Annotated in this window: 22 protein-coding genes and 1 pseudogene; 9 read left to right on the top strand and 14 right to left on the bottom strand. The window is 71.4% G+C overall.

Annotation, left to right across the window (positions count from 1 at the left end; all coding sequences use genetic code 11):
* The first annotated feature begins 240 nt into the window (after positions 1-240).
* Positions 241-1,578 carry a serine hydroxymethyltransferase gene (gene glyA, locus ACQP0P_RS43505; protein ID WP_433367772.1) on the top strand — a complete coding sequence of 446 codons (1,338 nt, stop codon included), beginning with the start codon at positions 241-243 and terminating at the stop codon, positions 1,576-1,578.
* Between the two features lie 122 nt (positions 1,579-1,700).
* Here glyA and ACQP0P_RS43500 read toward each other — a convergent pair whose 3' ends face one another.
* The 3 genes from ACQP0P_RS43500 to ACQP0P_RS43490 form a co-directional block, all read right to left on the bottom strand.
* Positions 1,701-2,675, bottom strand: a complete 975-nt coding sequence (locus tag ACQP0P_RS43500) for an NAD-dependent epimerase/dehydratase family protein (protein WP_433367769.1) — start codon at positions 2,673-2,675, stop codon at positions 1,701-1,703.
* A gap of 133 nt (positions 2,676-2,808) precedes the next feature.
* Complete coding sequence (locus ACQP0P_RS43495) at positions 2,809-3,279, bottom strand: MarR family winged helix-turn-helix transcriptional regulator (RefSeq protein WP_433367767.1); 471 nt, start codon at positions 3,277-3,279, stop codon at positions 2,809-2,811.
* A 132-nt stretch (positions 3,280-3,411) separates the two neighbouring features.
* Positions 3,412-3,867: a hypothetical protein gene (locus ACQP0P_RS43490; protein ID WP_433367764.1), complete on the bottom strand. Its 456-nt coding sequence runs from the start codon at positions 3,865-3,867 to the stop codon at positions 3,412-3,414.
* 683 nt (positions 3,868-4,550) lie between these two features.
* Between ACQP0P_RS43490 and ACQP0P_RS43485 the strand changes: the two genes are divergently transcribed.
* Positions 4,551-5,588 (top strand): iron-containing redox enzyme family protein, encoded by a 1,038-nt coding sequence (locus tag ACQP0P_RS43485; protein ID WP_433367762.1) that lies wholly within the window; start codon positions 4,551-4,553, stop codon positions 5,586-5,588.
* Between the two features lie 61 nt (positions 5,589-5,649).
* Here the strand turns inward: ACQP0P_RS43485 and ACQP0P_RS43480 are convergent, their stop codons facing one another.
* The 4 genes from ACQP0P_RS43480 to ACQP0P_RS43465 all read right to left on the bottom strand — a co-directional run bounded on the left by ACQP0P_RS43480 (position 5,650) and on the right by ACQP0P_RS43465 (position 8,876).
* Positions 5,650-6,240, bottom strand: coding sequence for a hemerythrin domain-containing protein (locus tag ACQP0P_RS43480; RefSeq protein ID WP_433367760.1), 591 nt, complete (start codon positions 6,238-6,240; stop codon positions 5,650-5,652).
* Between the two features lie 117 nt (positions 6,241-6,357).
* Positions 6,358-6,789 carry a hypothetical protein gene (locus ACQP0P_RS43475; RefSeq protein ID WP_433367757.1) on the bottom strand — a complete coding sequence of 144 codons (432 nt, stop codon included), beginning with the start codon at positions 6,787-6,789 and terminating at the stop codon, positions 6,358-6,360.
* Positions 6,786-7,361 (bottom strand): RNA polymerase sigma factor, encoded by a 576-nt coding sequence (locus ACQP0P_RS43470; RefSeq protein WP_343965779.1) that lies wholly within the window; start codon positions 7,359-7,361, stop codon positions 6,786-6,788. The genes ACQP0P_RS43475 and ACQP0P_RS43470 overlap by 4 nt, the downstream gene beginning before the upstream one ends.
* A 66-nt stretch (positions 7,362-7,427) precedes the next feature.
* Positions 7,428-8,876, bottom strand: a complete 1,449-nt coding sequence (locus ACQP0P_RS43465) for a S8/S53 family peptidase (RefSeq protein ID WP_433367753.1) — start codon at positions 8,874-8,876, stop codon at positions 7,428-7,430.
* A 131-nt stretch (positions 8,877-9,007) separates the two neighbouring features.
* Between ACQP0P_RS43465 and ACQP0P_RS43460 the strand changes: the two genes are divergently transcribed.
* Positions 9,008-11,635 carry a CHAT domain-containing protein gene (locus tag ACQP0P_RS43460; protein WP_433367750.1) on the top strand — a complete coding sequence of 876 codons (2,628 nt, stop codon included), beginning with the start codon at positions 9,008-9,010 and terminating at the stop codon, positions 11,633-11,635.
* A gap of 15 nt (positions 11,636-11,650) precedes the next feature.
* Here ACQP0P_RS43460 and ACQP0P_RS43455 read toward each other — a convergent pair whose 3' ends face one another.
* Together ACQP0P_RS43455 and ACQP0P_RS43450 are read right to left on the bottom strand one after the other, a co-directional pair.
* The gene (locus ACQP0P_RS43455; RefSeq protein ID WP_433367747.1) at positions 11,651-13,657 is read right to left on the bottom strand and encodes a LuxR C-terminal-related transcriptional regulator; all 2,007 of its coding nucleotides are present in this window, start codon (positions 13,655-13,657) and stop codon (positions 11,651-11,653) included.
* On the bottom strand, positions 13,614-13,937 hold the full coding sequence (locus ACQP0P_RS43450; RefSeq protein ID WP_433382511.1) for a hypothetical protein: 324 nt from the start codon (positions 13,935-13,937) through the stop codon (positions 13,614-13,616). The genes ACQP0P_RS43455 and ACQP0P_RS43450 overlap by 44 nt, the downstream gene beginning before the upstream one ends.
* Between ACQP0P_RS43450 and ACQP0P_RS43445 the strand changes: the two are divergent.
* Positions 13,932-14,018: pseudogene (locus ACQP0P_RS43445) on the top strand (hypothetical protein); the annotation flags it as partial. The gene ACQP0P_RS43450 and the pseudogene ACQP0P_RS43445 sit on opposite strands and share 6 nt — an antisense overlap.
* A 117-nt stretch (positions 14,019-14,135) precedes the next feature.
* Here the strand turns inward: ACQP0P_RS43445 and ACQP0P_RS43440 are convergent.
* From ACQP0P_RS43440 to ACQP0P_RS43425, 4 genes are all read right to left on the bottom strand, one after another.
* The gene (locus ACQP0P_RS43440; protein ID WP_433382508.1) at positions 14,136-14,864 is read right to left on the bottom strand and encodes a hypothetical protein; all 729 of its coding nucleotides are present in this window, start codon (positions 14,862-14,864) and stop codon (positions 14,136-14,138) included.
* A 203-nt stretch (positions 14,865-15,067) separates the two neighbouring features.
* Positions 15,068-15,949 carry an SRPBCC family protein gene (locus tag ACQP0P_RS43435; protein ID WP_433367744.1) on the bottom strand — a complete coding sequence of 294 codons (882 nt, stop codon included), beginning with the start codon at positions 15,947-15,949 and terminating at the stop codon, positions 15,068-15,070.
* Complete coding sequence (locus tag ACQP0P_RS43430; protein ID WP_355616765.1) at positions 15,942-16,499, bottom strand: helix-turn-helix domain-containing protein; 558 nt, start codon at positions 16,497-16,499, stop codon at positions 15,942-15,944. Before ACQP0P_RS43430 ends, ACQP0P_RS43435 begins: the two co-directional genes overlap by 8 nt.
* A gap of 443 nt (positions 16,500-16,942) precedes the next feature.
* On the bottom strand, positions 16,943-17,122 hold the full coding sequence (locus tag ACQP0P_RS43425; RefSeq protein ID WP_433367741.1) for a hypothetical protein: 180 nt from the start codon (positions 17,120-17,122) through the stop codon (positions 16,943-16,945).
* A 392-nt stretch (positions 17,123-17,514) separates the two neighbouring features.
* On the opposite strand from ACQP0P_RS43425, the gene ACQP0P_RS43420 reads away from it, so the two are divergent.
* The 5 genes from ACQP0P_RS43420 (at position 17,515) to ACQP0P_RS43400 (ending at position 23,439) form a co-directional block, all read left to right on the top strand.
* Complete coding sequence (locus ACQP0P_RS43420; RefSeq protein WP_433367738.1) at positions 17,515-18,708, top strand: esterase-like activity of phytase family protein; 1,194 nt, start codon at positions 17,515-17,517, stop codon at positions 18,706-18,708.
* Between the two features lie 548 nt (positions 18,709-19,256).
* On the top strand, positions 19,257-19,892 hold the full coding sequence (locus ACQP0P_RS43415; RefSeq protein ID WP_433367736.1) for a GOLPH3/VPS74 family protein: 636 nt from the start codon (positions 19,257-19,259) through the stop codon (positions 19,890-19,892).
* 28 nt (positions 19,893-19,920) lie between these two features.
* Complete coding sequence (locus ACQP0P_RS43410) at positions 19,921-21,393, top strand: APC family permease (protein ID WP_433367733.1); 1,473 nt, start codon at positions 19,921-19,923, stop codon at positions 21,391-21,393.
* Positions 21,390-21,983 carry a GNAT family N-acetyltransferase gene (locus tag ACQP0P_RS43405; RefSeq protein WP_433367730.1) on the top strand — a complete coding sequence of 198 codons (594 nt, stop codon included), beginning with the start codon at positions 21,390-21,392 and terminating at the stop codon, positions 21,981-21,983. The genes ACQP0P_RS43410 and ACQP0P_RS43405 overlap by 4 nt, the downstream gene beginning before the upstream one ends.
* A 400-nt stretch (positions 21,984-22,383) precedes the next feature.
* On the top strand, positions 22,384-23,439 hold the full coding sequence (locus ACQP0P_RS43400) for a methyltransferase domain-containing protein (RefSeq protein WP_433367727.1): 1,056 nt from the start codon (positions 22,384-22,386) through the stop codon (positions 23,437-23,439).
* Positions 23,440-23,520: 81 nt separating this feature from the next.
* Here the strand turns inward: ACQP0P_RS43400 and ACQP0P_RS43395 are convergent, their stop codons facing one another.
* Positions 23,521-24,195, bottom strand: coding sequence for a GntR family transcriptional regulator (locus tag ACQP0P_RS43395; protein ID WP_433367725.1), 675 nt, complete (start codon positions 24,193-24,195; stop codon positions 23,521-23,523).
* Positions 24,196-24,243 lie beyond the last annotated feature (48 nt).

The following is a 24,243-nucleotide window of genomic DNA, read 5'->3' as shown; positions in this document are numbered from 1 at the left end:
AGCCGCATGCGGGGTTCGGGGCGGCGTTTCGAGGGCCAGGAGGTACGGGTGGGGCTGCTGTGAAAGAAGTGATCGTTTCCGGCGGAGCGTGGAACCCTTTTCCGGCAAATGTAGGAAAACGGCGCGAAAACCCCCATCTTTCACCCGATGCGGCGGGCATCATCTGCGATCTACCGTCGTGTGGCAGACAACCTGACATCACCACGACAGCCGTCTGCCTGTCGGCCAGGAGATCACCTGATGCCCCGTGCCCTCGCCCACCGTCCGTGGGTGCCCACCGTCACCGAGGATCGCGTCCAGTCCGTACTGAAGGCCGTGACGGACCAGACCGCCTCCTCGATCCAGAGCGAGATCGAACGGCTGGTGGCCGGCAACCGCCGCATCCACGACATCGAGTCGGTCAACCTGAACCCGGCCACGAACATCATGAACCCCCGGGCCGAGGCGCTGCTCTCGGCCGGCCTCGGGTCGCGGCCGTCACTGGGGTACCCGGGTGAGAAGTACGAGATGGGCCTGGAGGCGATCGAGCAGATCGAGATCATCGCCGCCGAGCTGGCCGCCGAGGTCTTCGGCGCCGGCTACGCCGAGGTACGCGTCGGCTCGGGAGCGCTGGCGAACCTCTACACCTTCATGGCCACCTGCGAGCCCGGTGACACGATCATCGCCCCGCCGGCCGGCATCGGTGGCCACGTCACACACCACGAGCCCGGTGCGGCCGGCCTGTACGGGCTGAACATCGTTCCCGCCCCCATCACGCCGGACGGCTACACGGTGGACGTCGACGCCCTGCGCGAGCTCGCCGAGCGGGTCCGGCCGAAGCTGATCACCATCGGCGGCAGCCTCAACCTGTTCCACCACCCGGTGGCGCGGATCCGCGAGATCGCTGACTCGGTCGGCGCCCGCGTGCTCTTCGACGCCGCCCACCTCTGCGGCATGATCGCCGGAAAGGCGTGGCCGCAGCCGCTGGCGGAGGGCGCCCACCTGATCACCATGAGCACGTACAAGAGCCTGGGCGGGCCGGCGGGCGGGCTCATCGTGACCAACGACGCCGAGCTCGCCGAGCGGCTCGACGCGATCGCCTACCCGGGACTGACCGCCAACTTCGACGCGGGCAAGACCGCCGCGCTCGCCATGACCATGCTCGACTGGAAGGCGGCGGGGCCCGCCTACGCGCAGGAGATGATCGCGACCGCGCGGCGGCTGGCGGACGAGCTGCTCGCCCTCGGCGTCCCGATCTTCGCCGCCGACCGGGGGTGCACCCGCTCCCACCAGTTCTCCGTGCTGGCCCACCGCTACGGCGGCGGGCAGCGGGCCGCCCGGCGGCTGCGCGAGGCGAACCTGCTCAGCAGCGGCATCGGCCTGCCGGTGGAGGCGGTCGAAGGGGACGTGAACGGCCTGCGGATCGGTACGCCGGAGATCGTCAGGCTCGGGATGACCGAGGCGGACATGCCGGAGCTGGCCTCGTTCATCGCCCGCGGCCTGGACGAGAACGTCGACCCGGGCACCGTGGCGCCGGAGGTCACCGAGTGGCGGAGCCGCTTCTCCGGGGTGCGCTTCACGGTGGACAACCCCTCCTGAGGGGGGCATACGCCGCGCCGTGCTGAAATCCGCCCGTACCCCGGTTCCCGTGTTAGCGGCGTGGCAGCCGGGGTAGGGCGGCCGTGCGCCCGTCGCCGTGTCCCCGATCCGCGAGACACGCCTCAGGCGCGCGCCGACCAGCGGGAGAGCAGCTCGGCCTCCCGGTCGGGGGTGATGGTGGCGGCCGTGCCGAAGGACGCCTCCGCCTCGCGGATCTCGCGGATCGACCGTCCCAGGGGGCGCGGGTCGAGCCCCGCGGCGCGGGCGGCGGCGGGGTCGGCGGCGTTGATCGACTTTTGCGGGTCGCCCTCGGACCACAGGGGCAGCGACAGGCCGTTCTCCCCCTCGGCGAGCAGGAAGTCCTGCCCGACCCAGGTCAGGGTGGTTCCCGGCGGCCCGACCTCGGCCACGATCGCCTCCAGCAGGTCGCCGAAGGAGAACGGCGGGGGAGGGCTGACCGCGTGGAAGGTGCCCGGATGCCTCCCCTCGACCATGGAGACGATCCAGGAGGCCATGTCGCGGGCGTCGATCACCTGGATGGGGTCGCCGGGGTCGCCGGGCGCGAGGACCTCGCCGCCGCGCGCGATCCGGTTGACCCAGTAGGTGAAGCGGCCGGTGTGGTCATGCGGGCCGATGACGTACGTGGGCCGTACGACCAGCGTCGAGGCCCCGAACGCGTCCACCGAGGCCCGCTCGCACAGCACCTTCATCGGCCCGTACACCTCGCCGGTCACCGTCTCGGGGATCGGCCCGTCGAGCTCCGCCAGCGGGGAGTCCTCGGTGAAGCCCGGCCGCTCGGGCGCCCGGTAGACCGCGGTGGTGGAGACGAAGGCGTACTGGCCGGTGGAGAGCGCGCCGGCGAGCGAGGTGACCTGCGACGGGTGGTAGGCGCTGACGTCGACCGTCGCGTCCCACCGCCGGTCGCGCAGCACGGACAGGTCGGCATTGCGGTCGGCGAGCAGGTGCTCGGCCTCGGGGAACAGCTCGGGGCCCGTCATGCCCCGGTGCAGCAGGGAGATCTGGTGCCCGGCCGCGATCGCGGCCGCGGTGATGTGCCGGCCGACGAACCGGGTGCCGCCGATGATCAGGATTCGCATACCTCACATTGTGGCGAATCCGCTGAGGTGACTCGCAGCGCGTTTCGCGCCTGGCCGAGGTGGCGGCGGATCGGTCGAAAGGCCGCCGGGCGGCGGCTCCGTGAACGCCGGCACCCGTTCCGGCGATCAGCGGTCAGTAGCCGCCGAACCAGCCGGGGACGTCGAGCCGGAAGACGTCCCCCGAGGTCACGGCGCGCAGGTCGGACTCCAGGGCGCGCAGACGGTCCTCACCGAGGGTCCTCGCCCAGCCGGCGCGCAGGTCCTCGAAGATGCGCGCGGACCTGGCGAGGCTGTCGACGCCCCGCTCGGTGAGCCGCACCGTCTTGCGGCGGGCGTCGTCGGGGTCGGGGCGCCGCTCGACGTAGCCCAGCTGCTCCAGGGTGTCCACGGTCTTGCCAGCCGCCTGCTTGGAGACGCCCAGCCGCCGGCCGAGCTCCACGGCGGTGCTGCCCTCGGGGCCGATCGCCTGCAGCACGAACCCATGCATCGGACGCATGTCGGGGTGTCCCTGGCGGGCGAGCTCCGCGTGGAGCTCGTCGATGAGCATCCGGAAGCCGAGGAAGAGCCTGAGCGGGAGTTCGAAGCCCGGGGGGTCGGCCGGCACGATCGCCTCCCGCCTCGCTGTTCGACAATGGTGTTGTCGAGCTTAGGGACTCTCGCCGTATCTGTCATCCACGGGGTGGCACACACCCCGGGTGGGCATGCGGGCGGGCACCGGCCACGCGAAGGATCGTCTTCACCGCAGGCGCCCGTCGGGGCGGCGCGGGTCCTGGAGCCACTTGTCGGTCTGGCGGGTCGCGTTGGGCGCGCCGGGGGTGCCGGGCGAGCGGCGGGTGGCGCGGGTCTCGGTCACGGTGAAGTCGGCCACCACGTGCCGGTTGTGCAGCAGGAAACCGACGACGCCCGCGATCGCCTGCACGCTGCCCCCCGCGCGGGCGCGGCCGGTCAGGAGGTAGACCAGCGGCGTGGACGGCTGGTCGAGGGCGAAATGGCGGCCGTGGTGGTGCGCGTCCTGGAGCGTTCTTATCGGGATCGGCCGTGAGGTGGTGAACCACGCGGCGACCTCCCAGCAGGGCTGGGCCTGGTCGCCGTCGGTCGACTCCTCATAGCAGGTCGTGCAACCCCGGCGAGCGTCCTGCCCGTGGGGGCACGCCCAGGCGGCGAGGTCGTGCGGCATGCTGCGCTCGGACATGAGCTGACCGTACCTTCCCGTACGGGGAGACCGGCGTTTCGCCGTCCCCCCGCGCCGGGGCATCGGGTTTTCCGCTGGATGGCCCCGGCGTCGTGCTGTCTCGGTGCTGTCGCCTGCCCGGTTCCGGTCCCGGTACTCGTCCGCGCACCCGAGTGCGCCCGCGAAATATCCATGTATTTCGTGGTTTCTGCAGGTCATCGAGAGGAAGGAGTGATCTTGGGGGTGTTTCGAGGTCTTCGGTGTGGGCATCGGACCGATCGGGGGCATCGAACGGGGGACGCATGGCGCGTGGGTTTGACGCGTCCGCTCACTACGGGCGGCGCATCGCCGACGTTCACGACGGCGGCATCACGGTGAACGACTCACCCGGGGGCGTGTGCGGACCCCTGACGGATTCCGGGTTCCCGGCGGACCCGGATCTCCCGGCGTCTCCGGAGCCGCCGAGGTCTCCTGGGCAGCCACGTCTTCCGGATCTCCCGGAGTCCTCGGCACTGTCGCGCCTCCCCGAACTGCTGGGCCCTCCCGGGCCCGGACCGTCACGTGCCACGAAGCCCCCGGGCTCCCCGAAGTCCCCGACGAAGGCCCCGACGAAGGCCCCGACGAAGGCCCCGAGATCCCTGAAGCCCGCGAAGTCTCCGGAGCGCGCGAAGCTCGCCAAGCGCCCGGACCCGCTGGACCTGCCGGTGCCGGGCAGGGTTCCGGTGCTGCCCGCCGCGCGGGGCCCGATCAGCGCCCTGCTCTTCGAACGGCTGGTACACCCACCGCACCGCTTCGGTCTCCTGTCGCTCCCACTGCTGTCGTTCCCCGCCCGCTTCGCGGGCCCGGTCCTCGCGGACGAGGACGTGCAGCTGGCGCTCTTCGTCTGCTACGAGCTGCACCACCGGGGCTTCGAGGGCGTGGACGAGCGGTGGGAGTGGAACCCCTCGCTGCTGGAGGTGCGGGAGATCCTGGAGGCACGGTTCGAGGAGGGACTGGCGCGGGCCGTGTCATGCCCGCCCGCCCAGCGGCCCGAGCACATGAGCCAGGCGCTGACCGATCTGGTGGCCGCCGCCGTCGACGGCCCCGACCTGCCGGGGTTCCTCCAGCGGCAGGCCGACCTCGCGCAGTTCCGCGAGTTCGTCGTGCACCGGTCGATCCACCACCTGAAGGGGGCCGATCAGTGCACCTGGGCGATCCCCCGGCTGAGCGGACGCCCCAAGGCGGCGCTGGTGGGGATCCAGGCGGGCCGGTACGGCGGCGGGCGCGTCGAGCGGATGCACTCCGAGCTTTTCCGTACCACCATGCGCCGGCTGGGCATGGACGACTCCTACGGCGCCTACCTCGACCAAGTCCCGGCGATCACGCTGGCCGTCTCCAACACGATGTCGCTGTTCGGGCTCCACCGGCGTCACCTCGGAGCGCTGCTCGGCCATCTGGCGGCCGCCGAGATGACCTCATCGGTTCCCAACCGTCGCTACTCCAGGGGCCTGCGGAGGCTGGGGGCGGGCGAGGCGGCGAGCCGTTTCTACGACGAGCAGGTGCGGGCCGACGCCGTACCCGAGCAGACCGCCGCGCACGACATGTGCGGCGGGTTCGCACGGCAGCACCCCACGCGGGCCGGTGACGTCCTGTACGGGGCGGCCTGCGCGCTGACCCTGGACCGGCTCTTCGCCGAGCACGTCATGAGCCGGTGGCGGCGCGGCGTCTCGTCACTGCGGGAGGTGGGCGCGGCGCGGCCGTGACCCCGGCCACCGATGGCGTGACGACCGAACCAGGCGGTACCGGCGGGGGGAGGCCCGTACCTCAGTCTCCGCGCCCGCCCATGGCCTGGCGGATCACGTCGCGGGTCCGGTCCACGAGCGCCAGCGGCGTCCCGAGCAGCAGGTTCCTGACCGCCGACTCGGTGCCCGGATGTGGGTGGGTCGGCGCCAGCGCCTCGGCCGCCTTCACCCCGGCGGCCAGGGCCCGGCGCTCGGCCTCGCTGGTCTGGGTGCGGAACCGGGGAAACTCGTGGCGCTCCTCGGCGTGGGCGTGGGCCAGCACCGCCGCCCGCAGGACCTGCAGATGCCCGGAGAAGTCGGGATGGTCGGTGCCCAGCCTCTCCAGGTCGGAGAGCATCTGCTTGGCCTCCCGCTCCTCGGCGAGGCGCTGGTCGACCACCTCGTCCCCATCCTCGATCTTGAGGCGTGCGTAGGGGTGCACGACCTCCTCCTCGGCGGTCTCGTGCACGGCCAGCATCCGCACCAGGCGCTGGAACGCCTCGGCCCGCCGGTTCCCCGCGGGAGCGTCCTCCACCTCGTCGAACAGATCCCTGATCATCACATGCTGGCGCACCAGCAGGTCCACGACGTCGTTCTCATCCATCAGCTCGGGCACGTTCCCGTGGTCACTCATAGGTCCCCCCTTGTCAACAGAACGCTTACCCCCATCCGGGCACCGAAACCTGAGGTGACCCGGCACGGGCCGCGCACCGGTGACCGGGTACCCGGAGACGTCCGCGCGAAGCCGCGGTCAGACGGTGATCCACTCGGTGACGACGGTCGCGCCCGCGAGGTGGCAGCGGAGGCTGAAAGGCCCGGCGGGGACGTCGTGGACGAACCTGCCCAGCTCGTCCGTGGCCAGCGTGACCGGATGGTGCCCGAGGACCTCGACCTCCGCGGGACCCGGTGGCATCAGCTGGCCCACCACGTGCCCGCCGCCGGCGGTCACGGTGACCTCCAGATCGACGGTCAGCTCCGCACCCTGGAAGGTCAGCATCCGCGGCGCCCGCTCACCCCGCACCCGTGAGGGCCCGCTCAGGGAGTCGAAGACCAGCTCGGCCAGCTCGGCGTCGAGCGCGCGGAGCGCGTAGGCCTCGACGGCGGTCTGCAGGAGGTCGGAGGGAACGGGATCGAACAGCTCGACGGCGCGGCGCAGCTCCGCCTCAAGCGCGTCGTCGCTCATCGGAAGCCCCGTTCCGCGAGGAGGACACGCAGCCGCCGCAGGCAGCGCTGCCTGATCGGCCCGATGCTCCCGACGGCGATGCCGAGCGTCGCCGAGACCTCCTGGTAGCTGACCGGCGGCGAGGCCATGAGCAGGCGCAGCAGCCGCCGGCAGTTCTCACCCAACTCCTGGAACGCCTGCCACATGGCCCGCATCCGCTCCCGCTCCATCGAGGCCTCCTCGGCGTCGACCACCGCCTGCTCGGGGGTACGACCGTCGGCGGCGCGGTCGAACACCTCGGGGTCGTCGCTCGGCGAGACCCGCCGGGCGGTTCTGATCACCTTGACGCACTCGTTCCGCGCCGTGCTGGCCAGCCAGGCCCCGACCCTGTCCGGCTCGCGGATCCGCGCGAGGTTCTGCGCGAGCCGGAACCAGGTCGTCTGGTAGACCTCCTGCGCGTCCGCGTCTCTCAGCCCGTGGGCGCGCACGACGGACCACACGAGCGGGCTGAGGCCCTCCACCAGGGATTTCCACGCCGCGGTCTCCCCGTCCACCGCGGCGCGGAAGAGGATGCCGGTCGAGTCTCGATCCACGGTGACGTCCCCTTGCCCTCGGGACTGTCATCGTACGACGGAGGGCCGATTCGGCCGCACCGGTTTTCAGGGCACGACCGGGACACTTTGCACGCTCGACGGCGTCCAGGTGGCGGGGATGAGGGTGGGGGCGGTCAGGCCCTGCACCCCCCTGCCGGACAGGGGGGTGCTCAGGAGCTCGGCGGCGGCCTGCCGGGCGTCGGTCACGTTGTTCCGCACCATGTGATTGACGATCATGCCGACGACCAGGGGCGCGGAGAAGGAGGTGCCGCTCCACTGCGCCAGCCCGTCGAACTCGACGCGTTCGCGGATCGCGTTCGGCGACGCCGCCATCTTCTCGCTGAGCTCGCCCCGGTGCGGGGGGAACTGGCAGGTGCAGTCGTAGGCGGAGCCGTACCGGCAGTGGTCGTAGGTCGAGTGCTGGTAGTCGTAGGGCACCGGGGTGTCGTCCACCGCGGTGAAGGCGCTCACCAGGCGCTCCCCGGGAGCGTACGCCGTCACCCACGGCCCGTGACCGCTGAAGCAGGCCCGGTCCTGGCCGTCCTTCCGCAGCGCGCCCACCGACACGACGGCACCGGCGTAGTCGGGGTCGTCGGCGTAGGCCGCGGGATGGAACCGCTCGTCGCTGCCGTTGTTCCCCGCCGCGGCCACCAGCAGTGTCTCCGGGTGGTCGGTCACCAGCTCCCGCATGAAGTCCTCAAGCCCCATGAGCGTCCTGTGGTCCGTGCTCAGGGTCCCCGCGGACAGGTTGATGATGTCCGGCCACCTGTTCAACGGCCGCATCTCCCTGAGCAGGAGGTCACCCAGGCACTTCTCGGAGATGGCGCCCGCGTTGACGAGCGCCCCGTTCACCGTGATGGCGGCGCTGGGCGCGACGGCGCTGATCAGCCCGGCGATGAAGGTGCCGTGACCGACGTACTGCTTGAGTATCCCCTCGGAGTCCAGCTCGATCTCCTTGCCCTCGCCCTCGACGAGGCTCATCCACGGGTGCGACCGGTAGTTCTCCACCAGTCCCGTGTCGATCACCAGGACGGACACCGGTCCGGCCGTCGCGCCGGCGACCCGCTTGGCCACCGCCGGGTTGGGCGGCCCGCATCGGGCCACGGGTACCGGCTCGTCACCGGGGCAGCAGTTCACCGCGATGGACACGATGTGGTTCCTGGACACCATCCGGCGGCCGTTGGCACGCTCCAGCTCGTCGACGGCCCGCAGCGCGTCCGACACGTCCCGGTCGCGCCAGCGCTCCGCACGGTTCAGCGGCCCGACTCGGATCCTGGACACGCCGCCCGGGCTGTCCTCCTCCTGCAGCTCCACGCCACGGTCACTGCCGCGATCCCGGCGGAACGCCCTCCGGATCGCCTGGGCGACCTCGGGAGCCTCGTCCCGCCTGGCGAGGACGCAGCCCTTCTCATAGAGGAACCTGGGCGAGTCGTCCGGGCCCGCCGCGAGCACGACCTCCTCTCCCATGGCGGCCTGGATCTGGTCGAACTGTTCCTGGAACCTGTCTGGTGCCATGTTCACTGTCCTGTCTCGGAGATTCCTCACATCGCCATGGGTTAGGAGCCGCGGGGCGCCCGGCTGATACACCCCTGCGTACGAGCACAGCGGCATGGACGCTCCGAACACATCACGTCTAACATCGATCCGTGACCGGGGGAAGCCCGCGGGTCCCGCCTTCCGCGGGAGATGCTCTCGACCTGTTGCCCCTGGTGTTCGCCCGTCCCACCGACGCGCTGGCCGGAGCGCGGGTCGTGCTGGCGGGCGCCCCTTCCTTTCATGACGCCTCCGTCGCCCACCAGGTGATCGGCATCTGGCAGCGTGACTTCGGCGACCTCACGACGGCGATCGGCCATCTCCGGCAGGCCCGCGCCCTGGCGGCCAGGTCCGGCTCCGCGGACCGCGAGGCGGACGTGCTGGCGACCCTGGGGGCCGCCCTCATCCACGCGGGCCGTACCAGGCAGGGGATGACGGCGCTGGAGGCGGCGGTCGAGAGGGGCGGCGGGCTCACCGGCGCCCGCGTGCTGTTCCGGCGCGGCTACGTCTGGTGGGTCCTCGGCGGGCACCGTGAGGCGCTCGACGACCTGCGCCGGGCCATCCCCGCCCTGCGCCGGGCACAGGACACGATCTGGACCGCCCGCGCGCTCACGCTCAGGGCCACGGTCCACCTGGCCATGGGATCCGTGGAGCGGGCCGAGGCCGACTTCGTCGCCGCCGAGCGGCTGTGGGACACCACCGACCAGGAGCACGACAAGGCCGACGCGGTGGAGAGCAGAGGACTGGCGGCGTTCAGGTCCGGCGACCTCCCCGCGGCGCTACACCACTTCGACGAGGCCGCGAGCCGTTACCAGGCACTCGGCACGCCCATGTTCGTGCTGCACATCCGGCGGTGCGGGGTGCTCCTGGCGGCCGGGCTGGCGCGCGAGGCGCTGGAGGAGGCCGACGCCGCCACGGAGCTGCTGAACCGCACGGGAGGGCAGACGACCCGCGGCGCCGAACTCCTCCTGATCGCCGCGCGGGCCGCGATCGCGGTGGGCGAGCCGCACGCGGCGACCGCCCGCGCGAGCACGGCCGTCCGGCTCTTCTCCAGCCAGCGCCGCGACTGGTGGCAGGCCCACGCCCGGCTGGTGCTGGTCCAGGCCAGGTTCGCGGCCGGAGAGATCTCCGGCCGCTCGGTACGCGACGCCGCCGCGGTCGCGCTGCGGCTGGCGGAGCTGCGCGCCCCCGAGGCGGTCCAGGCGTCGTTGCTGGCCGGTCGCACCGCCCTCGCCCTCGGCGCCGACGCCGAGGCCGAACGGCACCTGGCCGCCGCGGCCAGGGGCAGATCACGCGGTCCCGCCTTCACCCGGGTGGACGGTTGGGTGGCGCAGGCACTGCGGGCGGCGGCGGCGGGGCGGACCCGCGGCGTGCTGGACGCCTGCCGACGGGGGCTCGACCTGCTGGACGAGTACAGGATGACGCTGGGCGCCTCGGAGCTGCGGGCGCGGGCCACCGCGCAGGGGGCGGAGCTGGCCCTGCTCGCGCAGCGGGCGACCCTCGCCGGAGGGAGCCCCCGCCGGTTCCTCGGCTGGAGCGAGCGCTGGCGCGCCACGGCGCTGGCGGTCCCGCCCACCCGGCCGCCGGACGATCCCGAGCTGCTGCGTGACGTGACGGCCTTCCGCGAGATCAGCAGCCGGATCGAGGCGGCGCGGCAGAAAGGCAGCCCGGCCCCCGCGCTGGAGCGCGAGCAGCGGCGGCTGGAGAGGGGGATCCGCGACCGGACGCTCCGGATGCGCGGCGAGGGCGGCACCGACGGGCACCGCTTCGACGTGGACCTGCTGCTCGGCGAGCTCGGTGACGGGTGGCTGATCGAGATCGTCGCCGTCGACGGCGACCTGCACGTCCTGCTCTGCGGCCGGGGCCGGGTGCGCAGGTTCGCCGCGGGACGGCTGGCCGACGCGGCGATCGACGCCGACCACGCCCGCGCGGGTCTCAGCAGGATCGCGTACGGGGGCTCCGCGGCCAGGCTGCCCATCCTCGAAGCCGGCGGGCGCCGCCTCCAGGAGTCACTGCTCGGCCCCGCGGTGCGCCACCTCGGGGAGGGGCCGGTGGTCGTCGTACCGCCGGGCAGGCTGCACGGCGTGCCCTGGGCGCTGCTGCCCGCGCTGGGGACGCGGGTGCTGAGCGTGTCGCCGTCGGCGAGCGCCTGGCTCCGCGCCCGGCGGATCGAGCCGTCGCCGTCGCGGGAGCGGGTCGTGCTGGTCAGAGGCCCGGGGCTGGCGACGGGTGGTGCCGAGATCCCGCCCCTGGCCGCCAGGTACGGCGAGGCGACGGTGCTGGAGAACGGCACCGCGGTCACCTCGGCCGTGCTCGCGGCGCTGGACGGCAGCAGGCTCGCGCACATCGCCGCGCACGGCACCTTCCGCTCCGACAGTCCGATGTTCTCCTCCCTGGGGATGGACGACGGCCCGCTCACGGCGCACGACCTCGAACGGCTCCGTAGCGCCCCGTACCGGATCGTCCTGTCCAGCTGCGACTCCGGCAGGCTGCAGCCGGTCGGCGCGAACGAGCTGCTCGGCCTCGCCACGGCGCTGCTGCCGCTGGGCACGGCCGGGATCGTGGCGAGCTCGGTGCCGGTCGACGACGAGGCCGTGGTGCCGCTGATGCTCGCCCTGCACGAGGGGCTGCGGCGCGGTCTGAGCATGGCCGAGGCCCTGCGCGACGCCAGGTCGTCGATGCCCGGCGACGCGCTCCACCGTGCGACGGGCTGGTCCTTCTCCGCCATCGGAGCGGCCTGACCCGCCCGGCTCCTCTCATCGGTGCCCGCCCGTCCGGCCGTCGCGCCGGCCGACGGTGAAGAGCCCTTCCAGGCCGGCGCGGTCGCTGCTGCCGAGCCGCGCGTAGGCGTCGCACAGGTGGTTGGCGACCGTGCGGATCGACACCGTGAGCTGCTCGGCGATCTGCCGGTTGGTCAGGCCCGCCGCGGCGAGGCTGACGATCTGCCGCTGGCGGGCGGTCAGCCTCGGCAGCGCGAGGTTGACCAGCGCGGAGCTGCGCGCCCCCTGGCAGGCGCCCGCCAGCGCCGAGGCCCGGTTCCTGGATGCCTGCGAGGCGCGCCGGTCGGAGTGGACGAGGGCGGCGTGCGCGGACGCCTCCGCGGCGTGGAGCATCAGGCCGAGGTCGGCGAGCCCCCGCGCCACCTTGTCCAGGGCGTCCCCGTCGCGCCGGGCCAGCGCGCGGGCGTGCCGCGCCAGCAGGGGAGCGAGGTCCCCCTCCGTACGGTCGGCCAGTTCCCCGAGCCGATCGGCGACCAGCTCGGGGGAGCCGAGCCGCACCACGTCGTGCAGGGCGAACAGGTCGTCTCCGAACAGGCCGTCTCCGGCGACGCCGAGCGCGGACCGCAGGGCGCCGTCGAGGTCTCCCTCGGCGGCGAGCGCCCAGGTCCGCGCCGGTACGGCGGCGGATGCCCACGGCCGGCGGTCCTGGGTGGGCGCCTGCGACCGGCCGGCCCCGGCGGGTGTCGGTGACCGGGTGTCCCCGGCGGATGTCCGCGGCCAGGTGGCCGTGTCGGGCGCGGGCGACCGGGTGTTCCGCGCGGGCGCCGGAGGCCGTGCGCCGGCCGTCTGCCACGGGCGCGTCCATGCCTCCCCGGCGGGGGCGGGACCACGGGAGAGGGCCTGCCAGGCCGTCGTCAGGTCGCCGACGTAGGCGGCGGCGTGGGCGAGTTCGGCCAGGCAGGCGCGGTGGTGGGGAGAGCGGCGCAGTCCCTCGCGGCTCCAGGCCATGGCCTCGCGGGTCTCCCCGCGGAGCCGGGCGACGCGGGCGCGCCGCGCGCAGAACTCCGGCATCGCGGGCTCGTCCCAGCCGGTGTCGTCCTCGGCCATCCGCTCACCGATGCCCCGGGGTATCTCCGCGAGCCTTCCCGCGTACGCGCGTGCGGCCAGTTCCTCGCACTCGGCCGCCAGTGCCGAGGCCCTCGGGGGCCTTCGCCCGCCGGAGGGCCGGCCCGGGCGGGAACGTTCCATCGCGGCCCGCAGCACCGGGCCGTGCAGCGGGTGGACGAGCCGGTCGTCCACGGTGACGAGCCCCCTCGCCCGCAGGCGTTCGAGGACGCCGGGGGCCACGAGGGCGCCCGGCGCATTCGCACCCGTGCCCGCCGCACCCGCGCTCGGCACACCCGTGCCCAGTGGTTCGCCGGACGCGATGAGCTCCAGCGCGTCCCGCTCCTCGGTGTCGAGGTCGCGGATCGTCTCCTCCACCAGCTCCCGGACGCGCGCGGTGATCGGCGGCGTGCCCCGCCAGGTCCAGGTGCCCGACACGTGGCTCAGGTCTCCGCCGGCGTGCACGGCGACGACCAGCTCGCGCAGGAGCCGCAGGTCGCCGCGGCTCGCCCGGTACAGGCGCCGGACGGTGAGGGCGTCCACGTAGCCGCCCACCGCTCGCGCCAGCAGCTCGGCGCAGGCGCGCTCCGTCAGGGGGGCCAGTGCCAGGCGCGGCAGCAGGTTCTCCTCCCAGAGCCTGGAGACGCCCTCCGGCGCGGGCTCGCCCTCCCTGACCGTGACGAGCAGGCGGGTACGCCCGCCGAGTGCCAGCTCGTGGACGAGCGTGGCCGAGGCGTCGTCGAGCAGATGGGCGTCGTCCACGACGAGCACCGACTCACGCATCGCCTCGGGTACGGCCTCGGCGGTCAGGCGGCTCCGGCCGCTGCCCGCCGCACCGGTCACGACGATCCCCCGGCGACCGGTGGAGAGGTTTCGCCGTACGAGATCAAGCTCCTCAGCTCTGGCCGTGAACGGCCAGGGAGACCGTGGGTTTCTCACAGCGATATGAGGCGCGCCGCCCGCCGGTGATACACGCGGAGCCGAGTTCTCCGACATCCGGCTGAAACCGGCTCTCGCCGGTATGCGGGCCCGAGGGCGGGTGGCGCGCGGTCACCTGGTCGCGGTGGTCTCCTCGGGCAGGGTGGGCTCGAAATCGAACCAGATCGGCTGCCAGTCGCTCAGCTCGTGTCTGGTGGCCGCCGCCGTCGGCGGCCCCGACCTGCCGGGGTTCCTCCAGCGGCAGGCCGACCTCGCGCAGTTCCGCGAGTTCGTCGTGCACCGGTCGATCCACCACCTGAAGGGGGCCGATCAGTGCACCTGGGCGATCCCCCGGCTGAGCGGACGCCCCAAGGCGGCGCTGGTGGAGATCCAGGCGGGCCGGTACGGCGGCGGGCGCGTCGAGCGGATGCACTCCGACGCGGCTTCCCGCCGCGCCGGTCACGACGATTCCCCGGTGACCGGCGAGAATGGCGACCGGTTAGGGGAACACCGTCAGTTTCGGGGTGGCGGTCGCGGACAGGCGGGCAAATTGGACGTTAACGTCGGCCGGCCCCCCGCTCCAGTTCTGGTAGCACTTCAGGGAGATCGTCCCCGTGCCGGTCATCTTGACGACGTCATGGAACGCCATGGAGCCGTAGAACTCCTGGGCAGTGTGGAGCTGGCTCTGCTGGCCACCCCCGTAGCTGGACTGGTAGACCTCGCCGTTGGTGGCGTTGAGGTCGCACCGAACGCCGTACTTCTCGTATCCGCCGCTGTAGCGAAGGCTCGCCTGCACAAGGTAGTCACCGGCGGGCACCTCGCGCAGGATGGCCAACTCCTTCGCCGGACCAGAGAGCGCCCCTGAGCCCGTGGCGAAGTAGATCTGGCCGGACTGCGCGGGGGTTTCGCCCTTCGGGCCCTGCGGTCCCTGTGGCCCTTGCGGTCCCGTGGGACCTGTTTGATTCCACGAGATCTTCTTCTCGCCGGGCTGGCATTCGCCTGGCGCGATGGTCGGCGTGGGCTGGGGCGCCAACATGGTCTCGTTCGGAGAAGGCGTCGGGTTCATCGTCGGCTGGGCGGTCGGGGGAATCCGTACGATGCCGCCGCTGCCAACGCACGCGGTGATCACTCCGCTCTCGACCGCCACGGCGGCGACCGCCACCCCCGACCCTCCGACGACCAGTCCGACCAACGCCCCGATCGCCATGCCTCGCTTGTTTCCGCTCATGACCCCGCCCTCCTGAGTGATGGCGCCCTGCCATCGCATCTGAAGGAAAGGTCACATGCGGTACTGGGAACTGACTTGTAGCTCGCTGCAGAGGGAACCGGCTCCCACAGGTATCCAGGTGCCCTGTCCCGCCGGCCCCGCGACGCGCCTGTTGGCGAGCGCCGACAGGCGCTGCCCAGGCACGTGCCCGCCGCGACGCGCGGTCACCTGGTCGCGGTGGTCTCCTCGGGCAGGGTGGGGGGCTCGAAATCGAACCAGATCGGCTGCCAGTCGCTCAGCTCGTGGAAGCGGCGCAGCTCGGCGACGCCGCTGAGCCAGCCCATCCACCCGGCGTACGGGGGGTTGCCCTCGTCGAAGCCGCTCATCATGAAGGTGAGCCGTGTCGCGCCGTCCGAGCCCTCCAGCTCCCAGCTGGAGACGCCGAAGCCCGGCCACTCCAGGGAGAACCTGCGGCCCGGCTCCACCTCGACGACCTTCCCCGGTGCCTCGTCCACCTCGAAGCCGCCCATGGCGAAGCGCCCGCCGACGTACGGCTCGATGTCGATCCGGTAGCCGAACCACCGGCTGAACTTCGCCGAGTCGACGAGCGAGTCGTACACCTTCTCGGGCGAGGCGCCGATGAGGAACCGCTCCTGCATTCGCGGGGAGGTGAAGTCGCACTTCGGGGTGAGCTCGCGGCCCTCCAGGTGGTCGACCAGGTTCGCGATCGACAGGCACCAGAACGTCTGCAGCGTCCCCAGGACGCCGCCGTTGCCGGAGATCGCCTCCCGGTAGTCGAAATGGGTCTGGGAGAGCGACAGGGTGGTCGACTCCGGGCCCTCCTCCGCCAGGCTGATCTCGACGGTCGTCTCCTCGCCGCCGATCGACCAGGACAGGCGCAGCGTGTGGTCGTCGACGTGCAGCGGGCGCTGGTGAGGCGCGTGGCCCTCGGGGATGTGGCGTCCCCAGAACTCGTACCGGTGCGGCAGCTCGACCTCGGCGTGTTCGGCCAGCCAGATCCGCAGCTCGCCCGGGTCGGTCAGGGCGTGGTGGACCGCCTTGAGCGGTGCGGCCACGCGGGCGTTCAGCCTCATCGGCTCACTCACGGGGTTCTCCCTTGGGGTAGCAGGCCACGGCGAGCTTGAAAGCGTCACCTTCGGTGCCGCCGTAGCGGGTGAAAAGGTCCTGCAGGGTGGACTGGAGGTCGTTCAGGAACTCCTGGCGCCGTTCCGGCGGCACCCGGATCTCACCGGACACGCCGACGGACGGCAGCTCGGGCGCGGTCCTGTCCAGTGCGCCGATATCGGCCTGGACCTCCTCCATGAGGTCAAGCAGGTAGCCCAGGCCCAGCTCGTCCTGGGTTCTGCGCAGGCCGATCCGGCCGACGAGACGGGGCGAGAGCCAGTAGGAGCGGGCGCTCGCCTGGTAGACGCCCTCGTGGATGCCGCGCACCCTGCGCTCGGACACCTGGGTCACCAGGCCCGCCTCCACCAGGCGTTTCACGTGGTAGTAGACCCGCTGCGGGGTCTGGTCGAGCAGGGCCGCCACCTCGGTGCACGAGCGCGGCTCGGCGAGCCGCCGCAGCACCTCGATACGCTGCGGTTTGAGCAGCGCCTCGGCCTGATCGATCTGCTCCAGATACAGGACATCTCTCATCGCAAAATCGAGCCTGTACGTAAAATTTCATTTTGTCAATGACTCGGGTGCATCGCCCTCCTGGCAGGGCGGCCAGGACGGAGTCGAAGGGCGCGAGCCCGCACCGCGCGGGTGGGTGGATGCCGAGAGAGCCGCCGGTGCGGGCCGGCCGCCTCACCTTCCGGTCATCGACCCGATCACTGGCCGGGTCACTGGCCGGGTCACTGGCCGCTCCGGATGGCGGATGCGGGCGTCCATTCACGGTGGCGGATGGGGGAGAAGCCGACGCCGGGGCCGTCCTCATCAGGGCTCGGCGCCGGAATGGATCGCGGGCTCTGCGTGATTTTCGGCGATATTAGGGATCTATTCCCGTACATGTCGCGATAGATGCGTAAATAGTCGGTCATCATGGTGTCTGTCCGGGCCCGCGGTAGACCTGGGGGCGGCAGCCCGGCTTCATGGATTCATCCCCGGCCGGACTGGTAAGGGCAGATCCAGGCAAAAACCACGCTGCCGAAATTCACCAGCATGGTGTGCGGGGTCCGGCCTGCCGTCTCGGTGACCTGGAGCCTGACCACGGAACCGGCCCGCATCCAACTCGCCACGTCGTCCTCGGTGGGTTCGTGGCCGTGCAGGCGCAGCATCAGATCGTGGGGCTGACCGGATATCCGTAGATGTAGTTCGCATGTGGGTTCGATATCCGCCATGATTCGCCGTCCAATGTGGCATAGACCCGGCGGGGTTGTCGGCGTCCCTTCGAGCCTACTCCCGCCGTGCGCGCGCCCCCGGACCCGCGTCCGGCGGATGGCCGGTCATCCTGATCGGCAGTGATGAGATGCCCCGCTCACATACTTTCGAGCGCATTGTCGTAATCCTCGACTTCAAAACTGAAAATGCCGGAAAAATCGCTGATTCTTCCCTGTCATTGAGCGGCCATTGAGCATTCAAGTGCTGATTCTCGTGGATATTTTCAGCAATCCGCGATCTCATATTCCCGCCAGTCCTTCGGGATCTTTTCTGGGATGAGGAGAGTCATATGGCCAATTCGCGAAGAATCGCGGCGATCGCGGCCGCGATCGCGACGGCGGTCAGCCTCGGGGCCGTCGGCGCGCAGGCGTCGACGGCGGACGCCCGACGGTCGACGGCGGACGCCCGGTCGGAGGCCGCGGCGCCCACGAGGGGGGTCCGGATCACCCGTTTCCTCGGCGAGCAGCGCCTGCCGAACAAGATGCGGTTCCGGGGGACCACGGTCGGCGGCATCTCCGGCATCGACCGTGACCCGCGTACCGGCACCTGGTACTTCATCTCCGACGACCGGTGGCGCTACAACCCGGCCCGCTTCTACACCGGCCGCCTTGACATCAACCCGGTCACCGGAGCCTTCACCGGGGTGAACCTCACCGGGGTCACCACCCTGCGGCGCCCCGACGGGACCCCCTACCCCGCCTACGGCCGGGCCGAGTCCGCCGATCCTGAGACGATCCGCTACGACAGGTGGAGCGACCGGCTGCTCTGGGGCCACGAGGGCGACCGGCCGGACGCGACGCATCCCGAGATCCCGGTCTCCGACCTGTTCGTCCGCTGGACCAACCCCCGGGGCCGTCACCTCGGGGAGCTGACGACCCCCCGCAACATGAAGATGACCGCCACCGACAGCGGCCCCCGGCGCAACTTCGGCTTCGAGGGCCTGACCTCCACGGCGCGCACCATCACGGCGGTCACCGAGGGCCCCAGGTACGAGGACGGCGAGCCGCCGACCGCCACCAAGGGCGCCCCGGCCCGCATCACCGTGTGGAGCCGCGACGGCAGGCCGCGCGGGCAGTACGTCTACCCGATCGACCCGCTGCCGGCGGCGCCGATCCCGCCGACCGGCCAGTCCGACAGCGGCGTCTCGGAGATCCTGGCGATCGACGACTACCGCTACCTCGCCCTCGAACGCTCCTGGATCGAGGGCGTCAACTACAAGGTCAAGCTGTACGAGATCGACCTGCGCGGCGCCACGAACGTGCTGAACAGGGACAGCCTGTCGACCGGCCGCCCGTACCGCCCGGTTTCCAAGCGCCTGGTCTCCGACCTCAGCACGGTGCGGACACCGGTGCAGAACCTGGAGAGCCTCGCCTGGGGACCGCGTCTGCGCAACGGTGAGTGCACGCTGGTGATCGGTTCCGACGACAACTTCAGCGAGCAGGAGGTCACCCAGTTCCTGGCCTTCGCCGCCAGGGGCTGCTGACAGGGCGGCCGGCACCTACCCGGACGCTGAAAGACTCCGGCGCGGCCGGGACCCACGACACGGGTCCCGGCCGAGCCGGTCCATGTGGGGCCACCTCGCGGGAGGCCGACGAGGATCCCCGGATGCGATCTCCGGGGTCGGTTCCTGAACCCGTGGCCGTGATTCGACACCGAGTGTACGGAAGTCGTTACCGCGCCATTCCGGTCCCTGGTCGGTGTAACTTTCCGCATTAAAGGCCGACACTAATTATCCGGCCCCCGCTGATTCCCGCTCCGTGCGGCTCGCTCGGCTGGATTTTCCCGGCTGGGAAAACCTTCGAAGGCCCGCTTCGCGCTGTCGGCGTGAGGCGGGTTTTCGTCTTTGCGTACCAGGTCATCCGGGTGATCGCCGATCTCCGGGAGCTTTCAGGCCGAGAGGTCCGGCCATTGCCGCCTCGGTCGCCGGCGGGCGACTTTCTTCTCCGATTCCCGCTCCGAGCTATCCGCTACGTGCCAGAATTTTATTCGCGTAATGGCAGATTTAACAATTTGGCTATACGATCGCCGTTCGTGGCTGAAGTTGATCTTTCGGGACCCCGATTGGCCGACGACCTGTTCTTTGTCATGCATGACAATGCGACCGGCCGGATGAGGCTTCATGCCCGCCTGACCGGTCTGGGGCTGGCCGCCGCCATCCTGGGAGAACTGATGCTCGCCGGGCGGATAACCGTGGGATTGGCGGCGGGGCAGATACAGCTCGTCGTTCTCGACGCGGCGCCGCCCGAAGACGCGCTCACCAGGACCGCCCTGGACCACATCGTCGCCGAACCCGCACACCGCTTCCGTACCTGGTTGCAGTTCCTCGCCCGTGCGGCACTCGCCGACGTGGCGGCCCGGATGACCGCCGACGGGCTGCTGCGCCCGCCCGGCAGACGCCCGTCGCGGAGGCAGGTGCCGGTCGACGTGAACATCGCGGCGTGGCCCGGCGGGCGCGTCAACCTGGCGATCCAACGCCGTGAGCCACTTGGCGTCCAGGACAGCGTCCTGCTGGGGCTGCTCGTCGCGACCGGCGGCAACCAGCTCGTCCTGTGGGAGCAGAACCCGAGATACCTCTCCGATTCGATCACCGCCCTCCCGGCGCCGCTCCAGGAACTGATCGCCCAGACCGAGGCTGCCGTAGGTGACTCCGTCATCAGCCGCCGGTGAACCCACCCCCCTCATTTCAAGGATCCCAATGTCCGTGACAGAACGAAGGGCCGGCGCCGTTTCCGCCGCGCTCGCCCAGGACCGCCTCGGTGTGCCGTCGGTGGTGTTCTTCGTCATCTCGGCGGCGGCGCCGCTGACCGTCATCGGTGGCTCGGTGACCGCCGCCTACGCCGCGACCGGCGTGACCGGCGTGCCGCTCGCCTTCATCCTGCTGGGAGCCATCCTGGGCCTGTTCGCCGTCGGTTACGTGACAATGGCCCGGTACGTCGTCAACGCCGGGGCGTTCTACGCGTACACCGCGAAAGGGCTCGGCAGGCCGGTGGGTGTGGCGACCGCGTGGGTCGCGTTGCTGGCCTACAACGCGCTCCAGGTGGGTCTCTACGGCATGATCGGTGCGGCCGCCCAGCCGCTGATCGCCGACTGGTTCGGAAGCTCTCCGCCCTGGTGGGTCATCGGGCTGGTCGCCTGGGTGCTGACCGGGGTGCTCGGTCTCCTGCGGGTCGACGTGAACGGGAAGGTCCTGTCGGTACTGCTGCTGACGGAGATAGCCGTGGTCGTCGTGTTCGACATCGCGGACCTGATCAATCCGGCGGCCTCGGGCTACAGCCTCGACGTCTTCGACCCGTCGAACCTCTTCGTCCCCGGGATCGGTGCGGTGGTCGCGATCTGCATCGCGTCCTTCGCGGGCTTCGAGTCGTCGGTGGTGTTCTCCGAGGAGACCAAGGATCCGAGGCGCACGGTGCCGATCGCGACCTACGTCGCACTCGCCGTCATCTCCGGGCTCTACGCCGTGTCGTCCTGGGCGATGACCGTGCCGATCGGCTCGGACAAGATCGTCGAGACCTCGCGCGAGCAGAGTTCGGCCCTCTTGTTCAACCTGGCCGGGCAGCACCTGGGGGCGACCGTCGCCACCATCGGCTCCCTCCTCTTCGTGACGAGCCTCTTCGCCGCGCTGATCGCCTTCCACAACACGATCTCCCGCTACGTCTTCGCCCTCGGCAGGGAGAGGGTGCTGCCCGAGACCTTCGGTCGTACCTCCCCCCGGACCGGTGCCCCGGTCAACGGCTCGGTGGCGCAGAGTGTCATCGGGCTGGTCACGATCGTCATATACGCGGTCTTCGGCCTGGATCCGGTCGTCCAGCTGTTCTTCACCGTCGGATCGTTCGGTGGCCTGGGACTGCTCATGATGCTGGCGGCCACCTCGATCTCCGTGCTGGTCTTCTTCGCCAAGAACCCCAACGAGGAGAACGCCTGGCGGACCAGGATCGCCCCGGGTATCTCCTCGGTCCTGCTGATCGTGGTCATCGTGCTCGTCATGGCCAACTTCGACACCGTGCTCGGCGTGGCCCCTGACTCCCCGCTGCGCTGGATCATGCCCGCCGTCTACTTCGTCGCCGTGGGGCTCGGCGCCCTGTGGGGACTCGTCCTGCGGGCCAACCGGCCGAAGATATACGCGAACATCGGGCGGGGCGCCCAGGCGGCCGTGGGAGGGACCGAATGACAGAGATCATCCGCGTTCAGAACGCTCCCGGAGCCGCCGAGACCATCGGCGCGATCATCGCCACCTCCTTCCACGAGCAGGAGATCTCGGCCTGGATGATCCCGCCGGACGACGATCGCCGCCGGGTGATGCCCCCCTTCTTCTCCATGGTCACCGAGAGCGCCCTCATCCACGGCGAGGTCCACGCGCCGGCCGACATGTCCGCCGTGGCCGTATGGTTCCGCAAAGGCGCCGAGCCGCTTCCCGAGATCCCCGACCGGGACGCCCGGGTGGAGGCGTTCGCCGGCCCCCACGCGGAGCGCATCGGGCAGATGGGGGAGGTGATGGACAAGCGCCACCCCCACGACCCGCACCACTACCTGGCGTTCCTCGCCGTGCTCCCCGGGTACCAGGGACGGAGGACGGGGACCCGGCTGCTCGAGGAGTACCACCGCGGGCTCGACGAGGCGGGCATATCCGCGTACCTGGAGGCCAGCAGCACCCGCAGCCGCAGGCTCTACCTGCGCCACGGCTATCAGGACCTCGGCGACCCGATGTTCATGCCCGACGGCCCGCCGATGTTCCCCATGTGGCGCCCGCCGAGCCCCTGACCGGGTTATGACCGGAACCCGGGTTCTCGAACGTGTGGTCCGGGGCGCCGGAGACGGCGTCCCGGACCGGCGGCTCGGCGAGAATCCCGGCAGGCGGGGTGTCATGGCGGCGTGATCCGGGTGGGCTCCCGAGCCGATACAGCGCTGGATGATCACGTGCTACCATCCGTTCCATGATCTTCTTTTTCCACCTGCGTTAAGGGACCGTCGGCGAGGCGAGGAACCCCCGTCGTCGACGAGGCGGGGCGGCGTGGCGCCGTCCCGAACCTTGACGTGGGAGAAGAACGATCATCATGCGCACTCGCGCGCGTTTTCTCACCGCCCCGCGTCCCAGCGCCCTCGCCGTCTCGTGACGGCGGCGCGCCTGGTGGCGCGGTGCGTCCGGGGACTGGAGCCCATCGTGGCCGCCGAGATCCTCCAGCTCGGACTCGGTCCGATCACCCATCTGGGCCACCGTGAGGTGCACTTCCGCGCGCCTCGACCGGAGCCCGGGGTGGTCCGGCTGCGCACCGCGGACGACGTGTTCCTGCTCGCCGCCCAACTGCCGGACATCGGAGCGGCCAGAACGGGTGTCGACACGCTCGCCGGGCTCGTGGCCGTCACCGACGTGGACAGGCTGCTCCGGCACCGGCTGGGCTGCGGAGGCTCCGGCGAGCTCGCCGGTGTCGAGGTGTCGGCGTCCTTCCTGGGAAGGCGGAACTTCAACCGGTACGACGCCGAGGACGCCGTCGGCCGGGCCCTGGCGCGGAGGCTGGGAGCCGGCTACCACTCGCGGCGCGGGGGCGTCGCGCCCCCACCGGCCCACAGCGCGTGGCGGCTGATCCTGGACGGCACCCGGGCGACGCTCATGCTGAGGATCACCGACCGGCCACTGCACCGCCGTACCTACAAGCGGTGCACGATCCCGGGCACCCTGCATCCTCCGCTGGCCGCGGCGATGGCCCGGATGGCCGACATCCAGTCCGATCACCGGGTGCTCGACCCCTGCTGCGGTGCCGGAACCCTGCTCATCGAGGCCGGACACCTGCGGCCGGACGCCCGCTTCTGTGGCTTCGACCTGGACCCGGACGCGCTGCGGGCGGCACGCGCGAACGCGGCGGACTTCCGGGCCATCACCGTCCGCCCGGCCGACGCCGGCGACCTGCCGTTGGCCGACGGCAGCATCGACCGCGTCGTGTGCAACCCACCCTGGGGTGCGCAGGTCGCCGCGCACGGCCTGCTCGACGGGGCTCCCTCCCGGTGGTGGACGGAGCTGCGACGGGTCCTCGCCCCCGACGGAACGGCGGTGGTGCTGATCCCCGACACCGACGACCTCGGCACCGCCATCCGGCACCGGCTGGTCCCCGTCCACATCCAGCAGGTCCGGCTCTCCGGCGCCAGGTCGTACATCGTCCGGCTCATGGTGGGGGAGAGGCGTCCACGGCTGACGTCCCGGCGCCGGACACAGGGAGGATGAGCGCGGATGCGGCGGGGGCGACCCCGCCGCATCCGGCCCCTGACCGGCCTCCGCGTGGCGGAGAGCGAGCGGGCCGGGAGGTCAGAGCAGGGCGCGGACCTCGCGTTCGAAGCCCGCGACGTGTTCGGCGGCGAGCCGGGCGGCCTGCTCCTCCTCGCCGTCGACGACGGCGCGCAGCAGCGGGCCGTGCTCCCCGACATGGCCCGCCATGCCGGGAAGCCGGTCGACGAACAGGCACCAGATCCGGGTGGCCAGGTTGTCGTAGCGGACCAGGGTGTCCTCAAGGTAGGGGTTTCCGGTGGCGGCGTACAGGGCGCGGTGCACGCGCAGGTCGAGACGCATCAGCTGCTCCGGCGGCAGGGTGGAGATGCGCTCGGGGGCCAGTTCCGCGCCGAGCTCGCCGAGTGCGATCCGGTCCGCCGGCGTGGCGCGCAGGGCCGCCTTGGCCGCGGCCACCGGCTCCAGCTGCTGCCGGACCTCGGAGATGTGGGCGAGGTCGGTGATGTTGACGTCGGTGGCGAAGGTGCCGCGGCGCGGGTAGGCGACCACGAGTCGCTCACCCTCCAGCCGCTTCAGCGCCTCGCGGACGGGTGTCCTGCCCATGTCGAGTGAGGCGGCGAGGTGGTCCTCCTTGATCGGCATCCCGGGGCGGATGTCGAGCATGACGAGCATGTCGCGGATGGCGCGGTATGCCTGCTCGGCGAGCGAGAGCGGTGACTCGTCGTCCCCGCCCCCTACGTTGACCGTCGCTCGCACCTGACGTAGGTTACCCCACTAACTGATATATCAATAGTTTACTAGGCG

This window comes from Streptosporangium sp. CA-115845, from assembly GCF_050943795.1.
Classification (GTDB): domain Bacteria; phylum Actinomycetota; class Actinomycetes; order Streptosporangiales; family Streptosporangiaceae; genus Streptosporangium.
The sequence above is the reverse complement of the archived record's forward strand: the minus strand, read 5'-3'. Positions and strand labels throughout refer to the sequence as shown.

Bases quoted from the DNA above. Each gene is read 5' to 3' on its own strand.
- glyA (WP_433367772.1), top strand. From the start codon at position 241: ATGCCCCGTGCCCTCGCCCACCGTCCGTGGGTGCCCACCGTCACCGAG.
- ACQP0P_RS43500 (WP_433367769.1), bottom strand. From the start codon at position 2,675: ATGCGAATCCTGATCATCGGCGGCACCCGGTTCGTCGGCCGGCACATC.
- ACQP0P_RS43490 (WP_433367764.1), bottom strand. From the start codon at position 3,867: ATGTCCGAGCGCAGCATGCCGCACGACCTCGCCGCCTGGGCGTGCCCC.
- ACQP0P_RS43480 (WP_433367760.1), bottom strand. From the start codon at position 6,240: ATGAGTGACCACGGGAACGTGCCCGAGCTGATGGATGAGAACGACGTC.
- ACQP0P_RS43475 (WP_433367757.1), bottom strand. From the start codon at position 6,789: ATGAGCGACGACGCGCTTGAGGCGGAGCTGCGCCGCGCCGTCGAGCTG.
- ACQP0P_RS43465 (WP_433367753.1), bottom strand. From the start codon at position 8,876: ATGGCACCAGACAGGTTCCAGGAACAGTTCGACCAGATCCAGGCCGCC.
- ACQP0P_RS43440 (WP_433382508.1), bottom strand. From the start codon at position 14,864: ATGAGCGGAAACAAGCGAGGCATGGCGATCGGGGCGTTGGTCGGACTG.
- ACQP0P_RS43430 (WP_355616765.1), bottom strand. From the start codon at position 16,499: ATGAGAGATGTCCTGTATCTGGAGCAGATCGATCAGGCCGAGGCGCTG.
- ACQP0P_RS43425 (WP_433367741.1), bottom strand. From the start codon at position 17,122: ATGCTGCGCCTGCACGGCCACGAACCCACCGAGGACGACGTGGCGAGT.
- ACQP0P_RS43420 (WP_433367738.1), top strand. From the start codon at position 17,515: ATGGCCAATTCGCGAAGAATCGCGGCGATCGCGGCCGCGATCGCGACG.
- ACQP0P_RS43410 (WP_433367733.1), top strand. From the start codon at position 19,921: ATGTCCGTGACAGAACGAAGGGCCGGCGCCGTTTCCGCCGCGCTCGCC.
- ACQP0P_RS43405 (WP_433367730.1), top strand. From the start codon at position 21,390: ATGACAGAGATCATCCGCGTTCAGAACGCTCCCGGAGCCGCCGAGACC.